Genomic DNA, 18341 nt, shown 5'->3' with positions numbered 1-18341 from the left:
CGCGACGTCGCCCTCCGGGAGGTCGATGCCCCCCTCGTGCCGTCCATGATCGCGGCTGCCGAGAAGACGGCGCGCGGGACCACTGTCCGGATACCCCGCGCCAGGACTGAAACCAAGGGGCGTAGGTAGAAAAGGGGGAAAGCTGACTAGGGGGTAGCAGGTTATGACCGTTCTGATCGCCTATGACGGTTCGGATGATGCCAAGGCGGCGATCGCCTTCGCGGCCACCGTCCTGAAGGCGCGGCCGGCCGTCGTACTCACCGTGTGGGAACGTCTGGCACTGACCGCGGCCCGCTCGTCGGCGGGTCTGCTGATGACCATCGACAACTCCGCGATCGAGGACGAGGCGATCGGGAAGGCCATGACCGAGCTGGCCGAGGAGGGGGCCGCCCTGGCCAGGCAGGCCGGCCTGGAGGCCGTTCCCCGGGTCGAGATCGACTCCGTCGCCGTGTGGTCCACTATCGTGGACGTGGCCGCGCAGCTCGACGCGGCGCTGATCGTGACCGGCACCCGTGGGCTGGGCGGGGTCCGGTCGCTGCTCCTCGGCAGCACCTCGGACAGGGTCCTCCACCACGCCGGCCGCCCCGTCCTGGTCGTCCCCTCCCCGGAGACTTCCTGAGCTTGGCGGGGGTTCTTCTCTGATGGGCCGGGGCGCCGGCGGAAGGGCGCGGTTGGTGAGCGAAGGGCTGGCCAGGAGGCTGGGCACGACCGACGCGGTCGTCGTCGGACTGAGCGCGATGATCGGCGCCGGCGTGTTCGCCGCGTTCGCCCCCGCCGCCGCGGCCGCCGGTTCGTGGCTGCTCGCCGCCCTCGCCCTGGCCACCGTCGTCGCCTACTGCAACGCCACCTCCTCCGCCCGCCTCGCCGCGCTCTACCCGGAGTCCGGTGGCACCTACGTGTACGGCAGGCGGCGCCTCGGCCCGCTCTGGGGTTACCTGGCCGGCTGGGGCTTCACGGTGGGCAAGACGGCCTCGTGCGCCGCGATGGCGCTGACCTTCGGCGCCTACGTGGCTCCCGGGGCGGCCAGGCCGCTCGCCATCGCCGCAGTGGTGGCGCTGACCGTGCTCAACCTCTACGGCGTGCATCGCTCGGCCATGGCGGCCCGGATCACGGTGTCCTTCGTACTGGCCGTGCTGGCCCTGGTCGTGGTGGCGGGCCTGTCGGGCGCCCCGGAGTCCGGACCCGCTCTCGGCGCGGACCGGCTGGGACACGTCGATCTGTGGGGGGTGCTGCAGGGGGCGGGTCTGCTGTTCTTCGCGTTCGCCGGATACGCCAGGATCGCGACGCTCGGCGAGGAGGTCCGCGATCCGGCCAGGACGATCCCGCGAGCGATCGGCATCGCGCTGGGGATCACGCTGGTGGTGTACGCGGCGGTGGCCGCCACCGGCCTGCGTGTGCTGGGCTCCACGGGGCTCGCCGCGTCGCCGGCTCCGCTCGCCGACGTGGTCACGGAGTCCGGCTTCGGGTGGCTCGGGCCGGTCGTCGGCGCGGGCGCGGCCGTGGCGGCGCTCGGCGCCCTGCTCTCCCTGGTCCTCGGCGTCTCCCGTACGGTCCTCGCCATGGCGCGGGAGCGTGACCTGCCCGCCGCGCTCGCCGCGGTCGATCCTGTCCGGCAGGTGCCGCGCCGGGCCGAGCTGGCCGTGGGCGCGGCGGTGATCGTGCTGCTGCTGGTGGCCGACCTGCGAGGCGCGATCGGGTTCTCGTCGTTCGGTGTGCTCGTCTACTACGCCATCGCCAACGCCGCCGCGCTCACCCTGTCCCGCGACGAGGGCGCGCCGGCCAGAGTGGTTCCGGCGCTCGGCCTCGCCCTCTGCCTGGTCCTCGCGGCCACCCTGCCGGTGACGTCCGTACTGGCCGGCCTCGCCGTCTTCGCCGCAGGTCTCGCCGTGTACGCGGCGCGCCGCCCGCGGGGATGACCGGCCGCCTCGCGCCTGGGCGAGCGCGCCCGGCTCCCTGGTCCGGGTGGTTGACGGAGGTCTGGGCGCGGCCTAGGTTGGCGCGAGCAGACCAGTCGGTATGGAGGCGCGCATGCCCACCGTCAACACCGTCCGCGGTCCCGTCGATCTCGATGAACTCGGTCAGACCCTGATGCACGAGCATGTGTTCGTCGTCGCCACCGAACACCTGGACAACTACGGCAGGGGCGCCTGGTGGGACGAGGAGTTCAGGGTCGCCGACGCCATCAGGAAGCTCAACGCGGTGGCGGCCAAGGGGGTCCGGACGATCGTGGACCCGACGGTGTGGGGGCTCGGCAGGTACATTCCGCGCGTCCAGCGCATCGCCGCCGAGGTGCCCGACCTGAACATCATCGTCGCCACCGGCATCTACAGCTTCGAGGAGCTGCCCCACCAGTACGAGCATCGCGGTCCGGGCCTGTTGATGGACGTTCCCGATCCGATGATCGACGACTTCGTCCGTGACCTGACCGTCGGCATCGCCGACACCGGGGTCAAGGCGGCGTTCCTCAAGTGCGTGGTCGAGCAGAAGGGCCTGACGCCCGGCGTCGAACGCATCTGCCGGTCGGTCGCCCAGGCGCACCTGCGCACGGGTGCGCCGATCACCGTGCACACGAACTCGTTCACGCAGAGCGGGCTAATCGCACTCGACTTCTTCGCCAAGGAGGGCGTCGATCTGGCCAAGGTGGTCGTCGGGCACGCGGGGGACAGCAACGATCTCGACTACCTGATGAGGCTGGCCGACACCGGTGCGACGCTCGGCATGGATCGTTTCGGGCTGGATGTCTACAATCCGACCGCTCAGCGGGTGGCCACCATCGCCGCCCTCTGTCAGCGCGGATACGCCGACCGGCTGGTGCTCAGCCACGACGCCGCCTGCTTCATGGACTACTTCGGCGGCGCCTGGGACGAAGCCCTCGGCACGCTGGCGCCCAACTGGCGCTACGATCACATCCACGACGACGTCTTGGCCGCACTGCGTGACGCGGGTGTGAGCGAAGATCACATTGAGCGGATGCTGGTGTTCAACCCCAGAAACCACTTTGCGTAAAGTGGGGGGATCGAAACGGCAATGCGGGCAGGTGGAGCTGGGTGACTGCGGAGCAGGCCTTGTCGATCAGTCTGGGGCTCCAGGGGCCCTGCGTCATCGCGAGGCTCACGGGGGACTTCGACTTCGGATCCGCGGCCGAGGTGCGTGATCGCGTCACCAAAGCACTGGACCTGACCCAGCCTCCGCTGCTCGTCATCGACATGCAGGCCGTCAGCGTGTGCGACTCGTCCGGCCTGTCGGTGCTCGTCTACCTGCACAAGGCGGTGACCGCGTCCGGCGGCCGGCTGCTGCTATCCGGGCTCAACGGCAGGTGCAAGCACCTGTTCGCGATCACCGCTCTGGACAAGTTCTTCGATATCCGCACCACGGCCGAGCTCGCCATCGCCGAACTCAACGACGCCGGGAATTCGCCGCCGTTCACCGGGTAGTCGCCGTGGCATGTCGGCTGAAGAGCCTGATCTGCTCGGCATGTACCTCGAGCAGATCGGCAGAACCCCCTTGCTCTCCGCCGCGGACGAAGTGGACCTCGCCAAGCGGATCGAGGCCGGCCTGTACGCGGGCCACCTGATCGATCGCGGCGCGGCCATGCCCGAGCTTCCGCACGTCCGCCGCGAAGGGCAGCGCGCCTTGGACCTGCTGATCAGGTCCAACCTCCGGCTGGTGGTGGCCGCCGCCAGACGCTACGCCCACCGCGGGCTGCCGCTGCTCGACCTCATCCAGGAGGGCAACCTGGGGCTCATGCGGGCGGTGGAGAAGTTTGACTACAAGCGCGGTTACAAGTTCTCGACGTACGGGATGTGGTGGATCCGGCAGGCCATCGAGCGGGGCATCCACGACAAGAGTCGCACCGTACGCCTGCCCACGCACATCGGGGAGGAACTGGCTCGGCTGGCCAGGATCGAGCGGCAACTCTCCGTCGACCTGGGACGCGAGCCACGGATCGGAGAGCTCGCCGCGGCCGCCGAACGCACCGCCGCCGAAGTGAGCGGGCTGCGCCGGCTGGCCCTCGACACGGTCAGCCTGGACATCCCCGTCGGAGCGAACGGCGAGGGCAGCATCGGCGACGTGTTGGCCGACGAGGACGGCCCGCAGGTGCAGGAAGTGGCCGAACGCCGCGCGATGAGCGACCAGGTGCACGAGGTGCTCACGTCACTGCCGCCACGAGAGGCCTTCGTCATCAGGCACCGGTACGGCTTGGCGGGCCTGGAAACGAGGACTTATGCCGAAATAGCCGAACGTCTGGGACTTACCAGGGAACGCATTAGGCAGCTGGAGAAACAGGCGTTGAAGCGGCTCAGGCGGAGAAGTCGGCTGTTTGCCTGGGCATCATAACCACATGTCGATATGTCCGTTGATTTATTGACCTATCTGCCTTTCTGGTGATAGATCATAAATCCGGGGATCGCTTTCAACGGGGGAAGCGACCGCTCATCGCTCTGGGGGCACCATGGGCAACCGTCTCGCTGGCATGCTCTTATTAACCTCGGTCACGACCGCCTGTGTGGTCACGGCCCCGCTCGCTGCCCACGCGACATCCACTCACCAGGCGGCCACGGTCACGTACCGGGCGGCCGTCGGCACGAGCGCCACGACAGTCTCGTCGACCGCTCCGCACCTGGTCCGCTACAAGATTTATTGGGGCCGGTGCAAGGACACGTGCCGCATCAAGGTCCGTATCACGAACGTCTCCCGCAGAAATCTCTATGCGGTGAGCCTCAACGCGCGGCTGAAGGTCAACAAACGCAACGTCGGATCATGCTACGACCACGTGGGCACCATCCGCGCGAAGCGCCACCGCTGGGCGGGCTGCACCGTCCGCTCCAGCACACTGGCGAAGATGTGGAATCGCTGGCTCGACGGTGAGATCCGCTGGGACCGCAAGGTCAACACGACCGTGCACTACGAGTACTACCGCTGATCGAACGCCAGGGGACGAGCCGTGCTCGGCCCCTGGACGTGTCAGGCCGTGACCAGCAGGGCAAGTCCGATGAGAACCACGATCGGCACCAGCCAGACCACGGCTTCGGCGGCGAACTCCTTGTACATTTGCGCAGATCTCCCTCGTCACGCCCGTCGCGGGGGCGGCGTACACGTCACTGCGCAGCATAGCCGCACCCACCCAGCGCACCGTCCCGCCACCCCGCCACCCTGCTACCGGTCGGGTGCGGAGGGGCGCTGGGTCAGGGCGATGCGCTTGGCCAGACCGGCCAGAGAATCGTCGGCCATCAGGGCGGGCAGACGCGGGGCGTCGGCGTCGACCTGGGCGAGCACCTCCGGATGGTCACCGTGGAACCGGGTCCAGGCACGCGCCACGGCAGGCATGGCCGCGATCGCCTCGTCCGAGAGGACGGCCTCGCGGGGCAGCCACGACGTGAGGAACGTGGACACTCTGCCCGGACTCCACCACCGAGGACGATCGCCTACGAACTCCACCAGCTTCTCGAACGCCTCCCGTGCTCCCGGCAGGTCCGGCAGGTCCTGGAAGGCGGTGACGGTCTCGTCGGGGGCCTGCCGTACCGGATGGGGGACGACGCGCGCACGCGCCAGCGCCAAGGGGCGGACGGCCGGCAGGGTGTCGGCGACCAACGCGCCCATGACCCGCCCCGTCAGCTCGAACGCGTCCAGGACCCGCCCCGCCACCACTGCCGGATCCGCCGGCTGAAGATCCAGATCGTCGAGGAACTTCACCTCCTCGACCAGCGCGTCGACCGCCAAGCCGCCGTTGACCTGGTCGATGCCCACGACCAGCAGGTGGGGCTCCTTGCCGTTGTCGTAGCGGAACCGCAGCGCGGCGAGAGTCTGCTGCCCATACCTGTCGGCACTGCCGTACCAGGCGCCATCGCAGGTCACCCGCCCCATGCGTGCCACCCACGCGGGCAGGGTGCGCATCGCCGCCCGTCCCATTGTCGTGTACGCGCTCGCCTCGCCACGGTCACCGAGATCCTCCGTCTCGCCGAGTGCCTCACCGACATCCTCGCTCTTGCCGAGCGCCTCACCGACATCGTCGATTTCGCCGAGTGCCTCGCCGGGGGCCTCGGAGTTGTCCGGCCCGTCGCGGCCTTCGGACGCCTCGGACAGCATGTCGGGCTGGCCGAGGGCGCGGAGCCTGTCGGGCAGGATGTCCGGGTCGGCGAAAACGTCACCCGTGTCGACGTCGTCCGGGTCCGCGAGCGGTGCCATGTCGACAACGGACAATGCGGCCAGGGTGAGCCGCGCCTCGGGAGTGCCGTCATTGACCAGCTCTCGCGCGAACAGCGCCGCCTCATCCGGCTCCAGCCCGGCCGCGAGCCGGGCCGCCCACAACTCGGTGCGCAACGGTGAGCGCCACCGGAGCAGGTCGCGGGCCTGGGTGATCGCCGTGGTAAACGCTGTTGTGCTCACCCTTCGACCGTATCGCTCCCGGGGACGCTGCCCCTGGGCTGACGTTCCGCTGGAAGCGCAGTCCGGTCCCCGCACGGATCGTTTGGAGGTCCAGACTCGTTGCCGCAGGGATCGTTTGGAAGCGCAGTCCCGTTGCCGTCTGGATCGTTTGGAAATGTGGATCCGTCGCCGATGGATCGGTGGTGGGGGAGTCCCAGCACGGAGGATGGTGCATGGCGCTCCCCGCCTGGGCGGGTCTGCTCCCCACTTGGGCGGGTCTGCCGGGAAGAGGAGGCTGCTTGGCCCGGCTCCGGAGCCAGGCCAAGCTGGTCGAGCGTTACCTGCCGTCGCCGGTGAGACCCGCCTTGCGGAGGGCTTCGGCCATGGCGCCACCGGGAGCCGGACGGTCCTGGCGGCGCTGGCCGCCCTCGCCCCGCCCACCTTGCGTGCCGTCGCCTCGGCCGCGCCGGCCGCTGTCACCCTGTGCGCGCCGGTCACCGTCAGCACGCCCGCTCCGGCTCTCACCGCCGTCCGCCCGCTGGCCGCCTGCCCGCTGGCCGCCTGCCCGCTGGCCGCCTGCCCGCTGGCCGCCTGCCCCCTGGCCGTCCGCCCGCTGGCCGGCCGCGCCGCTGCCGCGCCGGCCGTCACCCCGAGCACGCTCGCCACGCTGATTCGCCTGGCCCCGGCCGCCCTCCGGCCGGGTGCGCTGGCCGCCTCGCTCAGGACGGCCGTCGGAGGACTGGGCGATCTCGTCGTCCAGCCGCAGGGTGAGAGAGATGCGCTTGCGCGGGATGTCGACGCCGAGAACCTTGACCCGGACGATGTCGCCAGGCTTCGCGACTTCTCGCGGGTCCTGGACGAAATTTCGGGACATGGCCGAAACGTGGACCAGGCCGTCCTGGTGCACGCCGATGTCCACGAACGCGCCGAACGCCGCCACGTTGGTGACCACGCCCTCCAGGATCATCCCGGGCTCCAGATCCGAGATCTTCTCCACGCCCTCCTTGAAGGTGGCCGTCTTGAAGGCGGGGCGCGGGTCACGGCCGGGCTTCTCCAGCTCGCGCAGGATGTCGGTGACCGTGGGGAGGCCGAACGTGTCGTCGGTGAACTCCTGCGGCTTGATCGAGCGCAGCGTCGCCGTGTTGCCGATCAGCGACTTGAGGTCGGCCTTGACCGAGCCCAGGATGCGGCGGACCACCGGGTAGGCCTCGGGGTGCACGCTGGACGCGTCGAGCGGGTCGTCGCCGTCAGGGATGCGCAGGAACCCCGCGCACTGCTCGAACGCCTTGGGCCCGAGCCGCGGCACCTCCTTCAACGCCGTGCGCGACCGGAACGGGCCGTTGCCGTCGCGGTGCCGCACGATGCTCTCCGCCAGCGTGGAGCCGATGCCCGACACGCGTGTGAGCAGCGGGGCGCTGGCCGTGTTGACGTCGACGCCGACGGCGTTGACGCAGTCTTCGACCACCGCGTCGAGCGACCGCGACAGCTTGGTCTCGGCCAGGTCGTGCTGGTATTGGCCGACGCCGATCGACTTGGGGTCGATCTTGACCAACTCGGCCAGCGGATCCTGCAGGCGGCGCGCGATGGAGACCGCGCCGCGCAGCGAGACGTCGAGCTCGGGCAACTCCTGCGAGGCGTAGGCCGAAGCGGAGTAGACCGAGGCACCCGCCTCGGAGACCACGACCTTGGTGATCGACGGCATCTTCGTGACCAGCTCGGCCGCGAGCTTGTCGGTCTCGCGCGAAGCCGTGCCGTTGCCGATCGCGATCAGCTCGACCCCGTGCCTCTGCGCCAGCGCGCCGAGCACGGCCAGCGACTGGTCCCACTGCCGCTTGGGCTCGTGCGGATAGATGGTGGCCGTGTCGACGACCTTGCCCGTCGCGTCGACCACGGCCACCTTCACGCCGGTGCGCAGGCCCGGGTCGAGCCCCATGGTGGCGCGCGTGCCGGCGGGAGCGGCGAGGAGCAGGTCGCGCAGGTTGGTGGCGAACACCCGCACCGCCTCGTCCTCGGCGGCCTGCCACAGGCGCATCCGCAGGTCGATGCCGAGGTGCACCAGGATGCGGGTGCGCCAGGCCCAGCGGACGGTCTCGTTGAGCCAGCGGTCGGCGGGGCGGCCCTGATCGGAGACGCCGAAGCGGGACGCGATGCGCATCTCGTACTCGGGGCTGTCGTCGGGCTCCAGCGTGACGCTCAGAACCTCTTCCTTCTCGCCCCGGAACATCGCCAGGACGCGGTGCGACGGCAGCTTGGTGAACGGCTCACCGAACTCGAAGTAGTCGGAGAACTTGGCCCCCGCCTCCTCCTTGCCCTCGCGCACCTTGGAGACCAGCCGCCCACGGCTCCACAGCTGCTCGCGAAGGCCGCCGATGAGGTCGGCGTCTTCGGCGAACCGCTCGATCAGGATCGCCCGCGCGCCCTCCAGCGCCGCCCCGGCGTCGGCCACGCCCTCGGCGACGAACCCCTCGGCCACCGTCGCCGGGTCGAGCGAGGGATCGGCGAGCAACTGGTCGGCCAGCGGCTCCAGCCCCAGCTCACGGGCGATCTGCGCCTTGGTGCGCCGCTTGGGTTTGTACGGCAGGTAGATGTCCTCGAGGCGGGCCTTGGTCTCGGCCGCCATGATCTGCGCGCGCAGCTCATCGTCGAGCTTGCCCTGGGACTCGATCGACTCGAGGATCGCCGCCCTGCGTTCGTCCAGCTCGCGTAGGTAGCGCAGCCGTTCCTCAAGGGTGCGCAGTTGCGCGTCGTCGAGGGCGTCGGTGGCTTCCTTGCGGTAGCGGGCGATGAACGGAACCGTGGCCCCGCCGTCGAGCAGCTCGACCGCCGAGCGCACCTGCCCCTCGCGTACGCCGAGCTCTTCCGCGATCCGCTGGTGAATAGAGAGCACTTGCCTGCCTTTCGATGGTCCCGCCGGTCAATTGTGCAGGACAGTGCCGTCCTTCATGACCAGAGTGCGCGCTGGGTGAACGACCACCGCCTCCGCCGGCCCGCTCGCCGGCACCACGACGAGATCGGCCCGATCGCCCGGGGCGAGCCCGTAGCCCTCCAGTCCGAGGACACGCGCGCCCCCGTAGGTGGCGGCCTCCAGAGCCAGCTCGATGTCGTCATCGGCGCGGAACGTGCTGCGATAGGCGAGGTGCATGGCCCGCTCCAGCATGTCGCCGCTGCCGTAGGGCCCCCACAGGTCGCGGACGCCGTCGTGGCCGCAGGCCACCGTGACCCCCGCCGCGCGCAACCTCTTGAGCGGGGGCACGGGAAAGCTGTAGACGGCGGCGGTGGCCAGGGCCACCCCGGCTTCGGCGAAGCCGTGCGCCAACCGGTCGAGATGGGCGTCGTCGAGCTGGCCGAGCGCGTAGGCGTGACTGACCGTCACCCTGCCCCCCAGACCGAGGACCCTGGTGCGCTCGGTGATGAGCTCCAGCTCCCAGCCGCCGAGGGAGCCGCCGTCGTGCAGGTGAATGTCGAGGTGGGCGCCGTATCTCTCGGCCAGGCCGAAGATCAGGTCGAGATGGCGGACGGGGTCACGGTCGATCCCCGCGGGATCGAGGCCGCCGACCGCCTCGACGCCGCCCTTCAGCGCCTCCTCCAGCAACTCCGCGGTGCCGGGATTGGTGAGCAGGCCGTGCTGGGGAAACGCCACCTGACGCACGTCGACCGGAACGCCCGCCGCCGCCTCGCGGACGGCCTCCACTCCGCGCAGACCCACCAGCGGATCGATGTCGGTGTGCGTGCGCACCTGCGTGGTGCCATAGGCGCTCATCCGCCGCAGCAGCGCGGTGACGCGCTCGACGCTGGGCACGCCCAGCTCGGCCCGGCGGCTCAGATCGTTGCCGATGCGGCCTGCCAGCGTGTCGTCGGCGGAGTGTGGCACCCATGGCCCGCCGTAGAGGGTCTTGTCAAGGTGACAGTGGGCCTCGACCAGGCCGGGCAGGACCAGTTGGCCGGTGATGTCGATGACGCTCGCGTCGGGAGCGTCCACGCCGGAGCCCACGTGGTCGATCTGCCCGCCACGGATCAGGATGTCGGCAGAGGACTCCCGCCCCCAGGGGCGACCGCCCCGCAGCAGCACATCGGTCATGCCGAGAACCCTAAAGGGCGCCACCGACGATTTCCGATGCCCCGCCGAGCCGGATCCAGGTTGCCTGCCGGCCTCCCGCGTCGCTGGGCGCGAAACACGGCCGGCCGTGTCGGCCATCGCTCAGGACGGATCGTCCGCGAACAGCTCGAGATGGAAGCAATGCGAGCACCTATAAGCGGTTATCTCCCGCTTCGTCCGACCCAGCAGCTTGGCGCCGCCGAAGATGCCCCGCTCCAACCGGCCCTCGACCCATCGGGAGAAGCCCTTGCCATGCTCCCCCGAGTCCATGATGAACCCGGCCTCAAGGCCGTTCGCGCCGCAGTGTGTGCACCGTAGGTCAGCCACTGGACGAGCATAGACCCGCCCACATGGGAGCGCCGGGGACGGCTCAGATCTCGTCGAGGTGGGAGACGTTCGCCCGATCGGCGTCGTCCGTGCTCGGGCGGCCGGCGAGCCACGCGTCGAGGATCTCGTCGAGCACGACCTCCGAGGTGAGCCGCAGGCTGAGCGCCAGCACGTTGGCGTCGTTCCACTTGCGCGCGCCGCCCGCCGAATAGGCGTCGACACAGAGGGCGGCTCGCACTCCGGGCACCTTGTTCGCCGCGATCGACGCCCCCGTGCCGGTCCAGCAGCACACGACCGCCTGATCGGCCCGTCCCTCGCTCACGTCGCGGGCCGCCGCCTCGGAAGCCCACGCCCAGTCGTCACGCTCGTCGGCGTTGAGCGCCCCATGGGTGATCACTTCGTGCCCGCCGTCGCGCAGCCTCTCGACCACCCGCCGCGCGACACCGTCCACACTGTCGGCTGCCACCGCGATCCGCATGCCTGTCTTCCCTTCCCTGCGCCTCCGGCTGGAATCGAACCAGCGACCTCCTGCTCCGCAAGCAGGCACGCTATCCACTGCGCCACGAAGGCCTGGTGGCGGGTGCGGGAATCGAACCCGCCTGGAGCGGCTTATGAAACCGCCGGGCACGCCAGCGCCCCCACCCGCTGGGTCCCTGGATACTTCAGCTTCGAGTGCTCTCCAGGCACGCCGGTGCGGCGGTGCGTCGTCGCATTCGCCGCTCGGTCATGACGGGGTCCTTTCGGGGGGCTGGTGCTCTTCAGCTTGCCGGGCCTGGGCTGGGCGGGGCAACGGGTTTATCCCGCCGGGTCCGGTGCCTTGCCGTCCGGCCACAGGCAGGGAGACGTGGCGGCAAGATAAAGCCCATCCCCTTCGGTCCAGACCAGAGCCAGCGTGTAGCCGTCCGGCTGAGACTTGCCGCCCACACTGGGATGACTCACCTCGAATCCTCCGGTAGAGGTGATGAGGTGTCCTTGATCCTGCCAGTGGCGCATCACTTGCTGAGCGATAGTGAGGGGCGCGGATTTCGCCTTATAGCGAAGCCAGTATGCGCGAGTACTTGTGTATTTTTGTGGCTGTCCGTCCTTGGAGTAACTACATGGATTCGGTACGGCTGAGTATGGAATGAGCTCGAGGTCTGGTTTAGGGTTCAGGCTTTCAACGGTATCGCGGATGAGCTCTTCGACTCGAGAAATGGCCTGCTCTTGAGTGATGGTTTTGTTTGTCGCTCGCCCTGAACATGCTGCGAGAAGGATGATCATTGGAATGACGAAACGAAGCATCGAATCATCCTTCAGGCGCTAGAAAATATGGAAGTAGTGCTTGAGGCTGGATCGCCCGCTCCACAGACTCGATCTCGTGATAAGCGCCAGTCGTGATACGTGCCAAATTACGCAGAGATGCGGAATGGGGGTTCCAGTAGGAGGAGTGGGCGTCTTGGAGGAGGTTGCGGCCTACCGGGAAGTGGCGGGCGCCGAAGGCCGCGGAGCCGGGGTCTCGGCCGAAACGGCCGAGTTTGGCGACGGGGTCGTTGGCGTCTTCGCCGACCCATACGTGCCCGCGGGGCACGCCCAGCTCGCCGGCGTGGTCGACGCCCACGCCCGGGCTGCCGACGAAGATGAGCTCGTCGGCCAGCTTGCCGGGCCGGAGCCGGGCGGCCTTGCCGGTGACGAGGGAGCCGTAGCTGTGGCCGAGGACGACGTGTCGGCCGGGGGAGGTGCGTGCCGCCGTCAGACCGTCGGCGAACGCGGCCAGTTCGACGGCGCCGCGTGCGGCCGGGGCGTCGCCGGCCACCGAGGCGCCCGGGGTGAAGGTGCCGGCGAGCTGGGGGGCGTCGTAGCCGAGCCAGGCGATCGAGGCGATCGTACGGGCGCCGGCGGTGGCCTGGGACTGCTGCCACAGCAGGCGGGCGCGGTCGATGTCGCCGGCGAAGCCGCTCAGCCTGCTGTTGAGGCCGGGCACGTACGTGACGGTGATGTCGGCGGCGTCGGGGTCGCCCCAGGAGACCACGAGCCGGCCGGTGCCGGTGAGGTCGAAGGAGAGCAGGTAGGCGGGAGGATGGCCGGAGGTGCCGGCCACCGCGAAGGCGTGTTCGATCATGGAGATGCTCGCCAGGCGCCGCGCCGCCTCCTCGTGGGCCAGCAGGGCGCGGGGCGGGGCCAAGGCACGCAGGTCGGCGGCGATCGAGGCGAAGGCGGCCGGGCCGTAGACGGTGTCCAGCAGGGCCGTGAGCCGGGCCTTCTCGGCGGCGAGCCGGTGGCGGTTGGCCTGGTCGCGTACGGCGGCCGGCAGGCCGTCGAGCGAGCCGAAGCTGGGCAGGGTGGTGAGCCGTAGCCGCGTGCCGGGGGCGAGCGCGTGCCACCAGGCGTTGACCCGGGCGGGCAGTGCGGCGTCGCGGAGGGCGAGCAACTCGGACAGGGACGCCGGGTCTCCCGCCGCCAGCCTGGCCAGGAGGGCGTCGCAGGGGAGGGAGGGGGAGCCGAAGAGGTCGTGGGCGGCCACGCCGGAGGGAATCCAGGGGTGGGTGCGCTGAATCTTCGCCAGGCGGCGGCGCAGGTCGGGAGACTGGGTGGCCGACCACTCGGCGGCCCGCAGGACGGTCCAGGCGGGGGAGGCGGGAAGGGCGAGGGCGGTCAGTTCGGCCCGGAGGCGCTCGCCCGCCGCAGTGAGGCGATCGGCGGCGGAGTCGAGCGCGCTGACCAGGCCGGACATGGCCCGGGTGTCGATGCCGCGGAACGGCCCGTGCACGGCGGGGGCGACCGCCACCTGGGGCGGCCGGGTGACGAGGTGCGGGATCGCGGGCGCCGGCGCGCCCGCTCGCGTCACTGCCTGGGACAGGGAGGAGAGCGCGAGGGTGAGCGCCGACTGGACGGAGCCGCGGTGGGTGGCGAGGGAGGCGGCGAAGCGCGGCGCACCGCCTCCGACCCAGGCGTGCGCGGTCATGAGCCGGGCCGCGGCGTCGAGATCGGTGTGGTGGTGGGCGGCGAGCAGCACGACCCGGCGGAACGCGTCACTGGCTTCGGACATGGCCTGACAAGAGTCCCAGCCGGTGGTCATCCCAGACGGAGAAACGGGAGTTCACGGGCTTAAGTCGGCTCCGGGGACGATTGCCCGACTGGCGTAATGAGTTGGTTTGTGCTTGGTTGTGTCGCCATATGAGCACCATTGATGTGGATGACATTCCGGCGCTCGCCCGAGGATGCGCCGTGCTGGGCACCGGAGGCGGGGGAGACGTTCGCACCGGAGCGCTGGCGGCGAAACGGGCGATCCAGGCGTACGGGGAGGTGCCGCTCGTCGCGCTGGCGGAGCTGCCCGACGACGCGCTGGTCGTGCCGCTGTCCGGCATCGGCGCGCCGACCGTCAGCCAGGAGATGATCCACGGCGAGGACGAGCCCCGGCGGATCGCCGAGGAGGTCGAGCGGATCTTCGGCCGGCCGCCGAGCGCGGTCATGTCGTCGGAGATCGGTGGCTCGAACGGTGTCGCGCCCGTCGCCTGGGCCGCGCAACTCGGCCTGCCGCTGCTGGACGCCGACGGCATGGGGCGGGCCTTCCCCGAGGTACAGATGGTGTCGATGTACGTGGCCGGGCTCCCCGCCGACCTCGTCATCATGTCGGACATCGTGGGGAACGTCGTGACGATCCGCCCCATCGACGGTCTCTGGTCGGAACGGCTGGCGCGGGCCGTCTGCGTGGCCGCCGGTTCGCACGCGCTGATGGCCGACTACGTGCTCACCGCCGCCGGAGCACGCGGCGCGGTCATCGAGGGCACGGTCTCGCGCGCGATCGCCATCGGCAGATCCACGGAGCGTACGGCGGAGCCGCTGCGCGCGCTGCGCGCCGAACTCGGCGCCGTCAGGTTGATCACCGGAAAGCTGACCGACGTCGAGCGCCGCACCGCCGGCGGGTTCGTCAGAGGCACGGCCACGATCGACGGCACCGGCGACGACCGCGACCGCGTCCTCACCCTGGAACTCCAGAACGAGAACCTCGTCGCCCTGGAGGACGGCCAGGTCAAGGCCATGGTGCCGGACCTGATCACGGTGGTCGACACCGAGACGGCCGCCGCCGTCCCGACCGAGGGGCTCAGGTACGGCCAGCGCGTCACGGTGCTCGCCTGGCCCTGCGATCCGCTCTGGCGCACGCCGAAGGGCCTCGACACGGCCGGGCCGAGGGCGTTCGGCTACGACCTGGACTACGTGCCGATCGAGGAACTGGCCAAGGAGGAGTCGGGTGGCTGAGGGGGCGCTGCGCATCGGGATCGACGTCGGCGGCACGAACACCGACGCGGTGATCCTCGACGCCGCCGACCGGGTGGTGGCCAAGGCCAAGCGGCCGACCACCCCGGACGTGACCGAGGGGCTGCGGGCCGCACTGGACGCCGTACTCGCGGAACTGCCCGGACGGGCCGCCTCGGATCCGCTCGTGTCCGGACGGGCCGCCCTAGACCCGCTCAGGTCTGGGCAGTCTGCCTCGGATCCGCGCGGCTCCTGGGGGCGGGTCTCGCGGGTCATGTTGGGCACCACGCACGCGACCAACGCGATCCTGGAGCGGCGGAACCTGGGCCGGGTGGCCGTGCTGAGGCTCGGCGCCCCCGCCACCACGGCCGTGCCGCCGCTCTGCGACTGGCCGGCTGACCTCCGCGCGGCGGTGTCGGCGGGGGAGGCGATCGTCCCCGGCGGCCACTACGTCGACGGCCGCGAGATCGGGCCGCTCGACCTCGGCGCGATCCGCCGGTTCCTGGACGGCCTGGAGGCGGACGCGGTCGCGGTGACCAGCGTGTTCAGCCCGGCGAGCGCGGAGCACGAGCGGGCCGTCGAGGAGCTGGTCAGGCGGGAGTACGGGTTGCCCGTCTCGGTGAGTCACGAGATCGGCTCGCTCGGCCTGCTGGAGCGCGAGAACGCGACGGTGCTCAACGCGGCCCTGTACGGCGTGGCGGCCCACGTCACCGAGGCCCTGGTCACCGCGCTGGCCGAACGCGGGCTGGCGGCGCGGCCGTACCTCGCGCAGAACGACGGCACGCTGATGACGGTGGAGCACGCGGCGCGGCTGCCGGTGTCGACCATCGGTTCCGGCCCGGCCAACTCGTTGCGCGGCGCGGCGTTCCTGTCGGGCGTGGGCGACGCGATCGTGGCCGACGTGGGCGGGACGTCCACCGACCTGGGCGTGCTGGTCGGCGGGTTCCCGAGAGAGTCGGCGGCGGCGGTGGAGATCGGCGGGGTGCTCACCAACTTCCGCATGCCGGACATCCTGGCCATCGCGCTGGGAGGCGGCACCGTGGTCAGGCCGGAGGGCGTCGGCCCTGACTCCGTGGGCTACCGGATCGCCGAGGAGGCGCTGGTGTTCGGCGGGACGACGATCACGATGACGGACGTGGCCGTGGCCGCCGGCCGTACCCCTCCCGGCACGTCCGGCTGGCGTGAGCGCCTGCCGGTGGCCGCCAGGACGGCCACCGGCGGTGCCCCGACTGACCAGATATCCGACATGTCGGAAATATTCAGAGACACTGTGGAAAGGGCGATCGCGATCGCCGACGCCATGGTCGGCGACGCGGTGGACCGCATGGCCCTGCGCCGGGCCGACCGGCCGCTGGTGGCGGTGGGGGGCGGGGCCTTCCTGCTGCCCGCGGAGCTCCCCGGCGCGAGCCGCGTCGTCCGGCCGGAGCACGCCGAGGTGGCCAATGCCGTGGGGGCCGCGATCGCGCTGGCGAGCGGCAGAATCGATACGATCTTGCCTGCGGGCGAAAGCCGGTCGAAGGCGATCGAAAGGGTCAAGGAGGAGGCGGCGGCCCGAGCGGTCGCCGCGGGCGCGGACCCCGGCCAGGTCGAGATCGTCGACCTGCTCGAGGTGCCGCTGAGCTACCTCTCGGAACCCGCCGTGCGGGTACACGTCAAAGCCGCCGGACCTCTCGCCCGGTGACGAATCGAAAGGATCCCCCCACCATGCGCTGGCACAAGCGTCTGCTCGTAGCCGGAGTGACCGGGGCCGTGGTTCTGGCAGCCTCCGCGTGCGCGGGCGGCCAGGTCCGGGGCGCCGGCGGCACACCCCAGCCGAGCGGCAGCACCACGCAGTCCGCGGCCGCGCAGGCCAACGACGCCACGTTCGTCTACGCGCCGAACCTCGACGTCGTGACCGACTGGGACCCGGCGAGCTCGTACTCCAACGAGATCGTCGCCATGTCCAACATCTACGAGGGCCTGACCAGGTACAACGCCGAGTCGCAGAAGCCCGAGCCGCGCCTGGCCACCGAGTGGTCGTCGGCCGCCGGCGGCAAGGAGTGGACGTTCAAGCTGCGCGAGGGGGTCACGTTCCACACGGGCGCGAAGCTCGACGCCGAGGCGGCCAAGAAGGCCATCGAACGCACCATCAAGACGAACGCGGGCGCCGCCTACATCTGGGCCGCGGTCGACAAGATCGACGCCGTCGACGCCTCGACGCTCAAGTTCACCCTCAAGTACGCCGTCCCGCTCGACCTGATCGCCTCCTCCGGCTACGCGGCCTACATCTACGACACCGCGGTCGCCGACAAACTGGAGAAGGGCGAGATCGACGCCGGCACCGGCCCGTACACCATCGACAGCTGGCAGAAGGGCAAGGAGACCGAGCTCACGCTGAAGGCGTACGAGGACTACTGGGGCGGCTGGAAGCCCGAGCAGTACAGGAAGGTGGCCTTCCGTGTCACTCCGGAGATCACCACCGCCTGGCAGCTGCTGCAGAAGGGCGAGGTGAACTTCGTCCAGCGGCTCAACCCGCAGCTGTTCGAGCAGGCCGGCATGACCGAGGGCGTGCGCACCGCGCAGCGGCCGTCGTTCCAGAACCTGCTGATGCTGTTCAACACGGCGGCAGGCCCGGCCAAGGACGTCAAGGTGCGGCAGGCGCTGCAGCTCGCGGTCGACTACGACGGACTGACGGCGGCGCTCAAGGGCGCCGGGCAGAAGGGCTCCGGCCTGGTGCCGCAGGGGCTGCTCGGCCACTCCTCGGGCCTGGAGCCCAAGCAGGACCTGGCCAGGGCGCAGGAGCTGCTCGCCGAGGCGGGCTACGGTCCCGATCTCAAGGAGCTGAAGCTGACCCTCACCTACGCCCAGGGCGACGAGGACCAGAAGCTGCTGGTGACGTTGCTCAGCACGACGCTCAAGCAGCTCAACGTGACCCTGCAGGCCAAGCCGATGGCCTGGAACGCGCAGTGGGACCTCGGCAAGAAGCAGGGCCAGGACGTGTTCGTCATGTACTGGTATCCGGACTACGCCGACGCCTTCTCGTGGTTCTTCAACGTCTTCAGGAGCGCGGACAAGCCGCAGTTCAACCTCTCCTACCTGAAGAACGCCGCGATCGACAAGGCGATCGACGCGCTGCCGGAGCTGTCGGCCACGGACCCGCTGGCCGCGAGCCAGGCGTACACGGACCTGCAGAAGAAGATCATCCAGGACGAGGCCGCCGTGGCGGTGCCGTACGTGCAGACCTACCAGCGCGCGCTGTCGGCGGACGTGCAGGGGTACACCGACAATCCGGCCTACCCCAACGTGGTCTTCTTCCACGAGCTCTCGTCCGCCGGCTGAC

At 70.3% G+C, this 18341-nt stretch carries 15 protein-coding genes and 2 tRNA genes; 9 read left to right on the top strand and 8 right to left on the bottom strand.

All coding sequences use genetic code 11. The features are described 5' to 3' along the window. Positions 1-163 precede the first annotated feature (163 nt). From AC5L3X_RS04100 to AC5L3X_RS04075, 6 genes are all read left to right on the top strand, one after another. Positions 164-619: a universal stress protein gene (locus AC5L3X_RS04100; protein ID WP_494855187.1), complete on the top strand. Its 456-nt coding sequence runs from the start codon at positions 164-166 to the stop codon at positions 617-619. A 22-nt stretch (positions 620-641) separates the two neighbouring features. Beyond that, positions 642-1916, top strand: coding sequence for an APC family permease (locus tag AC5L3X_RS04095; RefSeq protein WP_494855185.1), 1275 nt, complete (start codon positions 642-644; stop codon positions 1914-1916). Between the two features lie 112 nt (positions 1917-2028). After that, on the top strand, positions 2029-3006 hold the full coding sequence (locus AC5L3X_RS04090; RefSeq protein WP_494855183.1) for a phosphotriesterase family protein: 978 nt from the start codon (positions 2029-2031) through the stop codon (positions 3004-3006). A gap of 41 nt (positions 3007-3047) precedes the next feature. After that, positions 3048-3434: an STAS domain-containing protein gene (locus AC5L3X_RS04085; RefSeq protein ID WP_189123536.1), complete on the top strand. Its 387-nt coding sequence runs from the start codon at positions 3048-3050 to the stop codon at positions 3432-3434. Positions 3435-3444: 10 nt separating this feature from the next. Next, the gene (locus AC5L3X_RS04080; RefSeq protein ID WP_189123537.1) at positions 3445-4338 is read left to right on the top strand and encodes a sigma-70 family RNA polymerase sigma factor; all 894 of its coding nucleotides are present in this window, start codon (positions 3445-3447) and stop codon (positions 4336-4338) included. Positions 4339-4453: 115 nt separating this feature from the next. Continuing rightward, entirely contained in the window at positions 4454-4924 is a 471-nt protein-coding gene (locus AC5L3X_RS04075; protein ID WP_494855182.1) for a hypothetical protein, read from the top strand. A gap of 233 nt (positions 4925-5157) precedes the next feature. Here the strand turns inward: AC5L3X_RS04075 and AC5L3X_RS04070 are convergent, their stop codons facing one another. The 8 genes from AC5L3X_RS04070 to AC5L3X_RS04035 all read right to left on the bottom strand — a co-directional run bounded on the left by AC5L3X_RS04070 (position 5158) and on the right by AC5L3X_RS04035 (position 13814). Beyond that, entirely contained in the window at positions 5158-6387 is a 1230-nt protein-coding gene (locus AC5L3X_RS04070) for a hypothetical protein (RefSeq protein ID WP_494855180.1), read from the bottom strand. A gap of 316 nt (positions 6388-6703) precedes the next feature. Next, a complete protein-coding gene (locus AC5L3X_RS04065) occupies positions 6704-9253 on the bottom strand; it encodes a Tex family protein (RefSeq protein WP_494855179.1) in 2550 nt (849 codons plus the stop codon). A gap of 27 nt (positions 9254-9280) precedes the next feature. Then, entirely contained in the window at positions 9281-10444 is a 1164-nt protein-coding gene (locus AC5L3X_RS04060; protein ID WP_494855178.1) for an amidohydrolase, read from the bottom strand. A 388-nt stretch (positions 10445-10832) separates the two neighbouring features. Then, positions 10833-11267, bottom strand: a complete 435-nt coding sequence (locus AC5L3X_RS04055; protein ID WP_494855177.1) for an RpiB/LacA/LacB family sugar-phosphate isomerase — start codon at positions 11265-11267, stop codon at positions 10833-10835. A 19-nt stretch (positions 11268-11286) separates the two neighbouring features. Then, positions 11287-11359 (bottom strand) — tRNA-Arg (locus tag AC5L3X_RS04050). A gap of 1 nt (position 11360) precedes the next feature. Next, a tRNA-Met gene (locus tag AC5L3X_RS04045) sits at positions 11361-11436 on the bottom strand. Positions 11437-11584: 148 nt separating this feature from the next. Beyond that, entirely contained in the window at positions 11585-12070 is a 486-nt protein-coding gene (locus tag AC5L3X_RS04040) for a hypothetical protein (RefSeq protein ID WP_494855176.1), read from the bottom strand. Between the two features lie 4 nt (positions 12071-12074). Further along, on the bottom strand, positions 12075-13814 hold the full coding sequence (locus AC5L3X_RS04035; RefSeq protein ID WP_494855174.1) for an alpha/beta hydrolase: 1740 nt from the start codon (positions 13812-13814) through the stop codon (positions 12075-12077). Between the two features lie 128 nt (positions 13815-13942). Here AC5L3X_RS04035 and AC5L3X_RS04030 point away from each other — a divergent pair, with 128 nt between their 5' ends. Genes AC5L3X_RS04030 through AC5L3X_RS04020 form a run of 3 tightly spaced genes read left to right on the top strand, consistent with a single transcriptional unit; the run spans position 13943 to position 18340 of the window. Beyond that, entirely contained in the window at positions 13943-15025 is a 1083-nt protein-coding gene (locus AC5L3X_RS04030; protein WP_189123545.1) for an S-methyl thiohydantoin desulfurase family protein, read from the top strand. After that, on the top strand, positions 15018-16703 hold the full coding sequence (locus AC5L3X_RS04025) for a hydantoinase/oxoprolinase N-terminal domain-containing protein (RefSeq protein WP_494855171.1): 1686 nt from the start codon (positions 15018-15020) through the stop codon (positions 16701-16703). Before AC5L3X_RS04030 ends, AC5L3X_RS04025 begins: the two co-directional genes overlap by 8 nt. Positions 16704-16726: 23 nt before the next feature. Next, on the top strand, positions 16727-18340 hold the full coding sequence (locus AC5L3X_RS04020) for an ABC transporter substrate-binding protein (RefSeq protein ID WP_189123547.1): 1614 nt from the start codon (positions 16727-16729) through the stop codon (positions 18338-18340). Position 18341 lies beyond the last annotated feature (1 nt).

This window comes from Nonomuraea sp. CX421, from assembly GCF_059358955.1.
The sequence above is the reverse complement of the archived record's forward strand: the minus strand, read 5'-3'. Positions and strand labels throughout refer to the sequence as shown.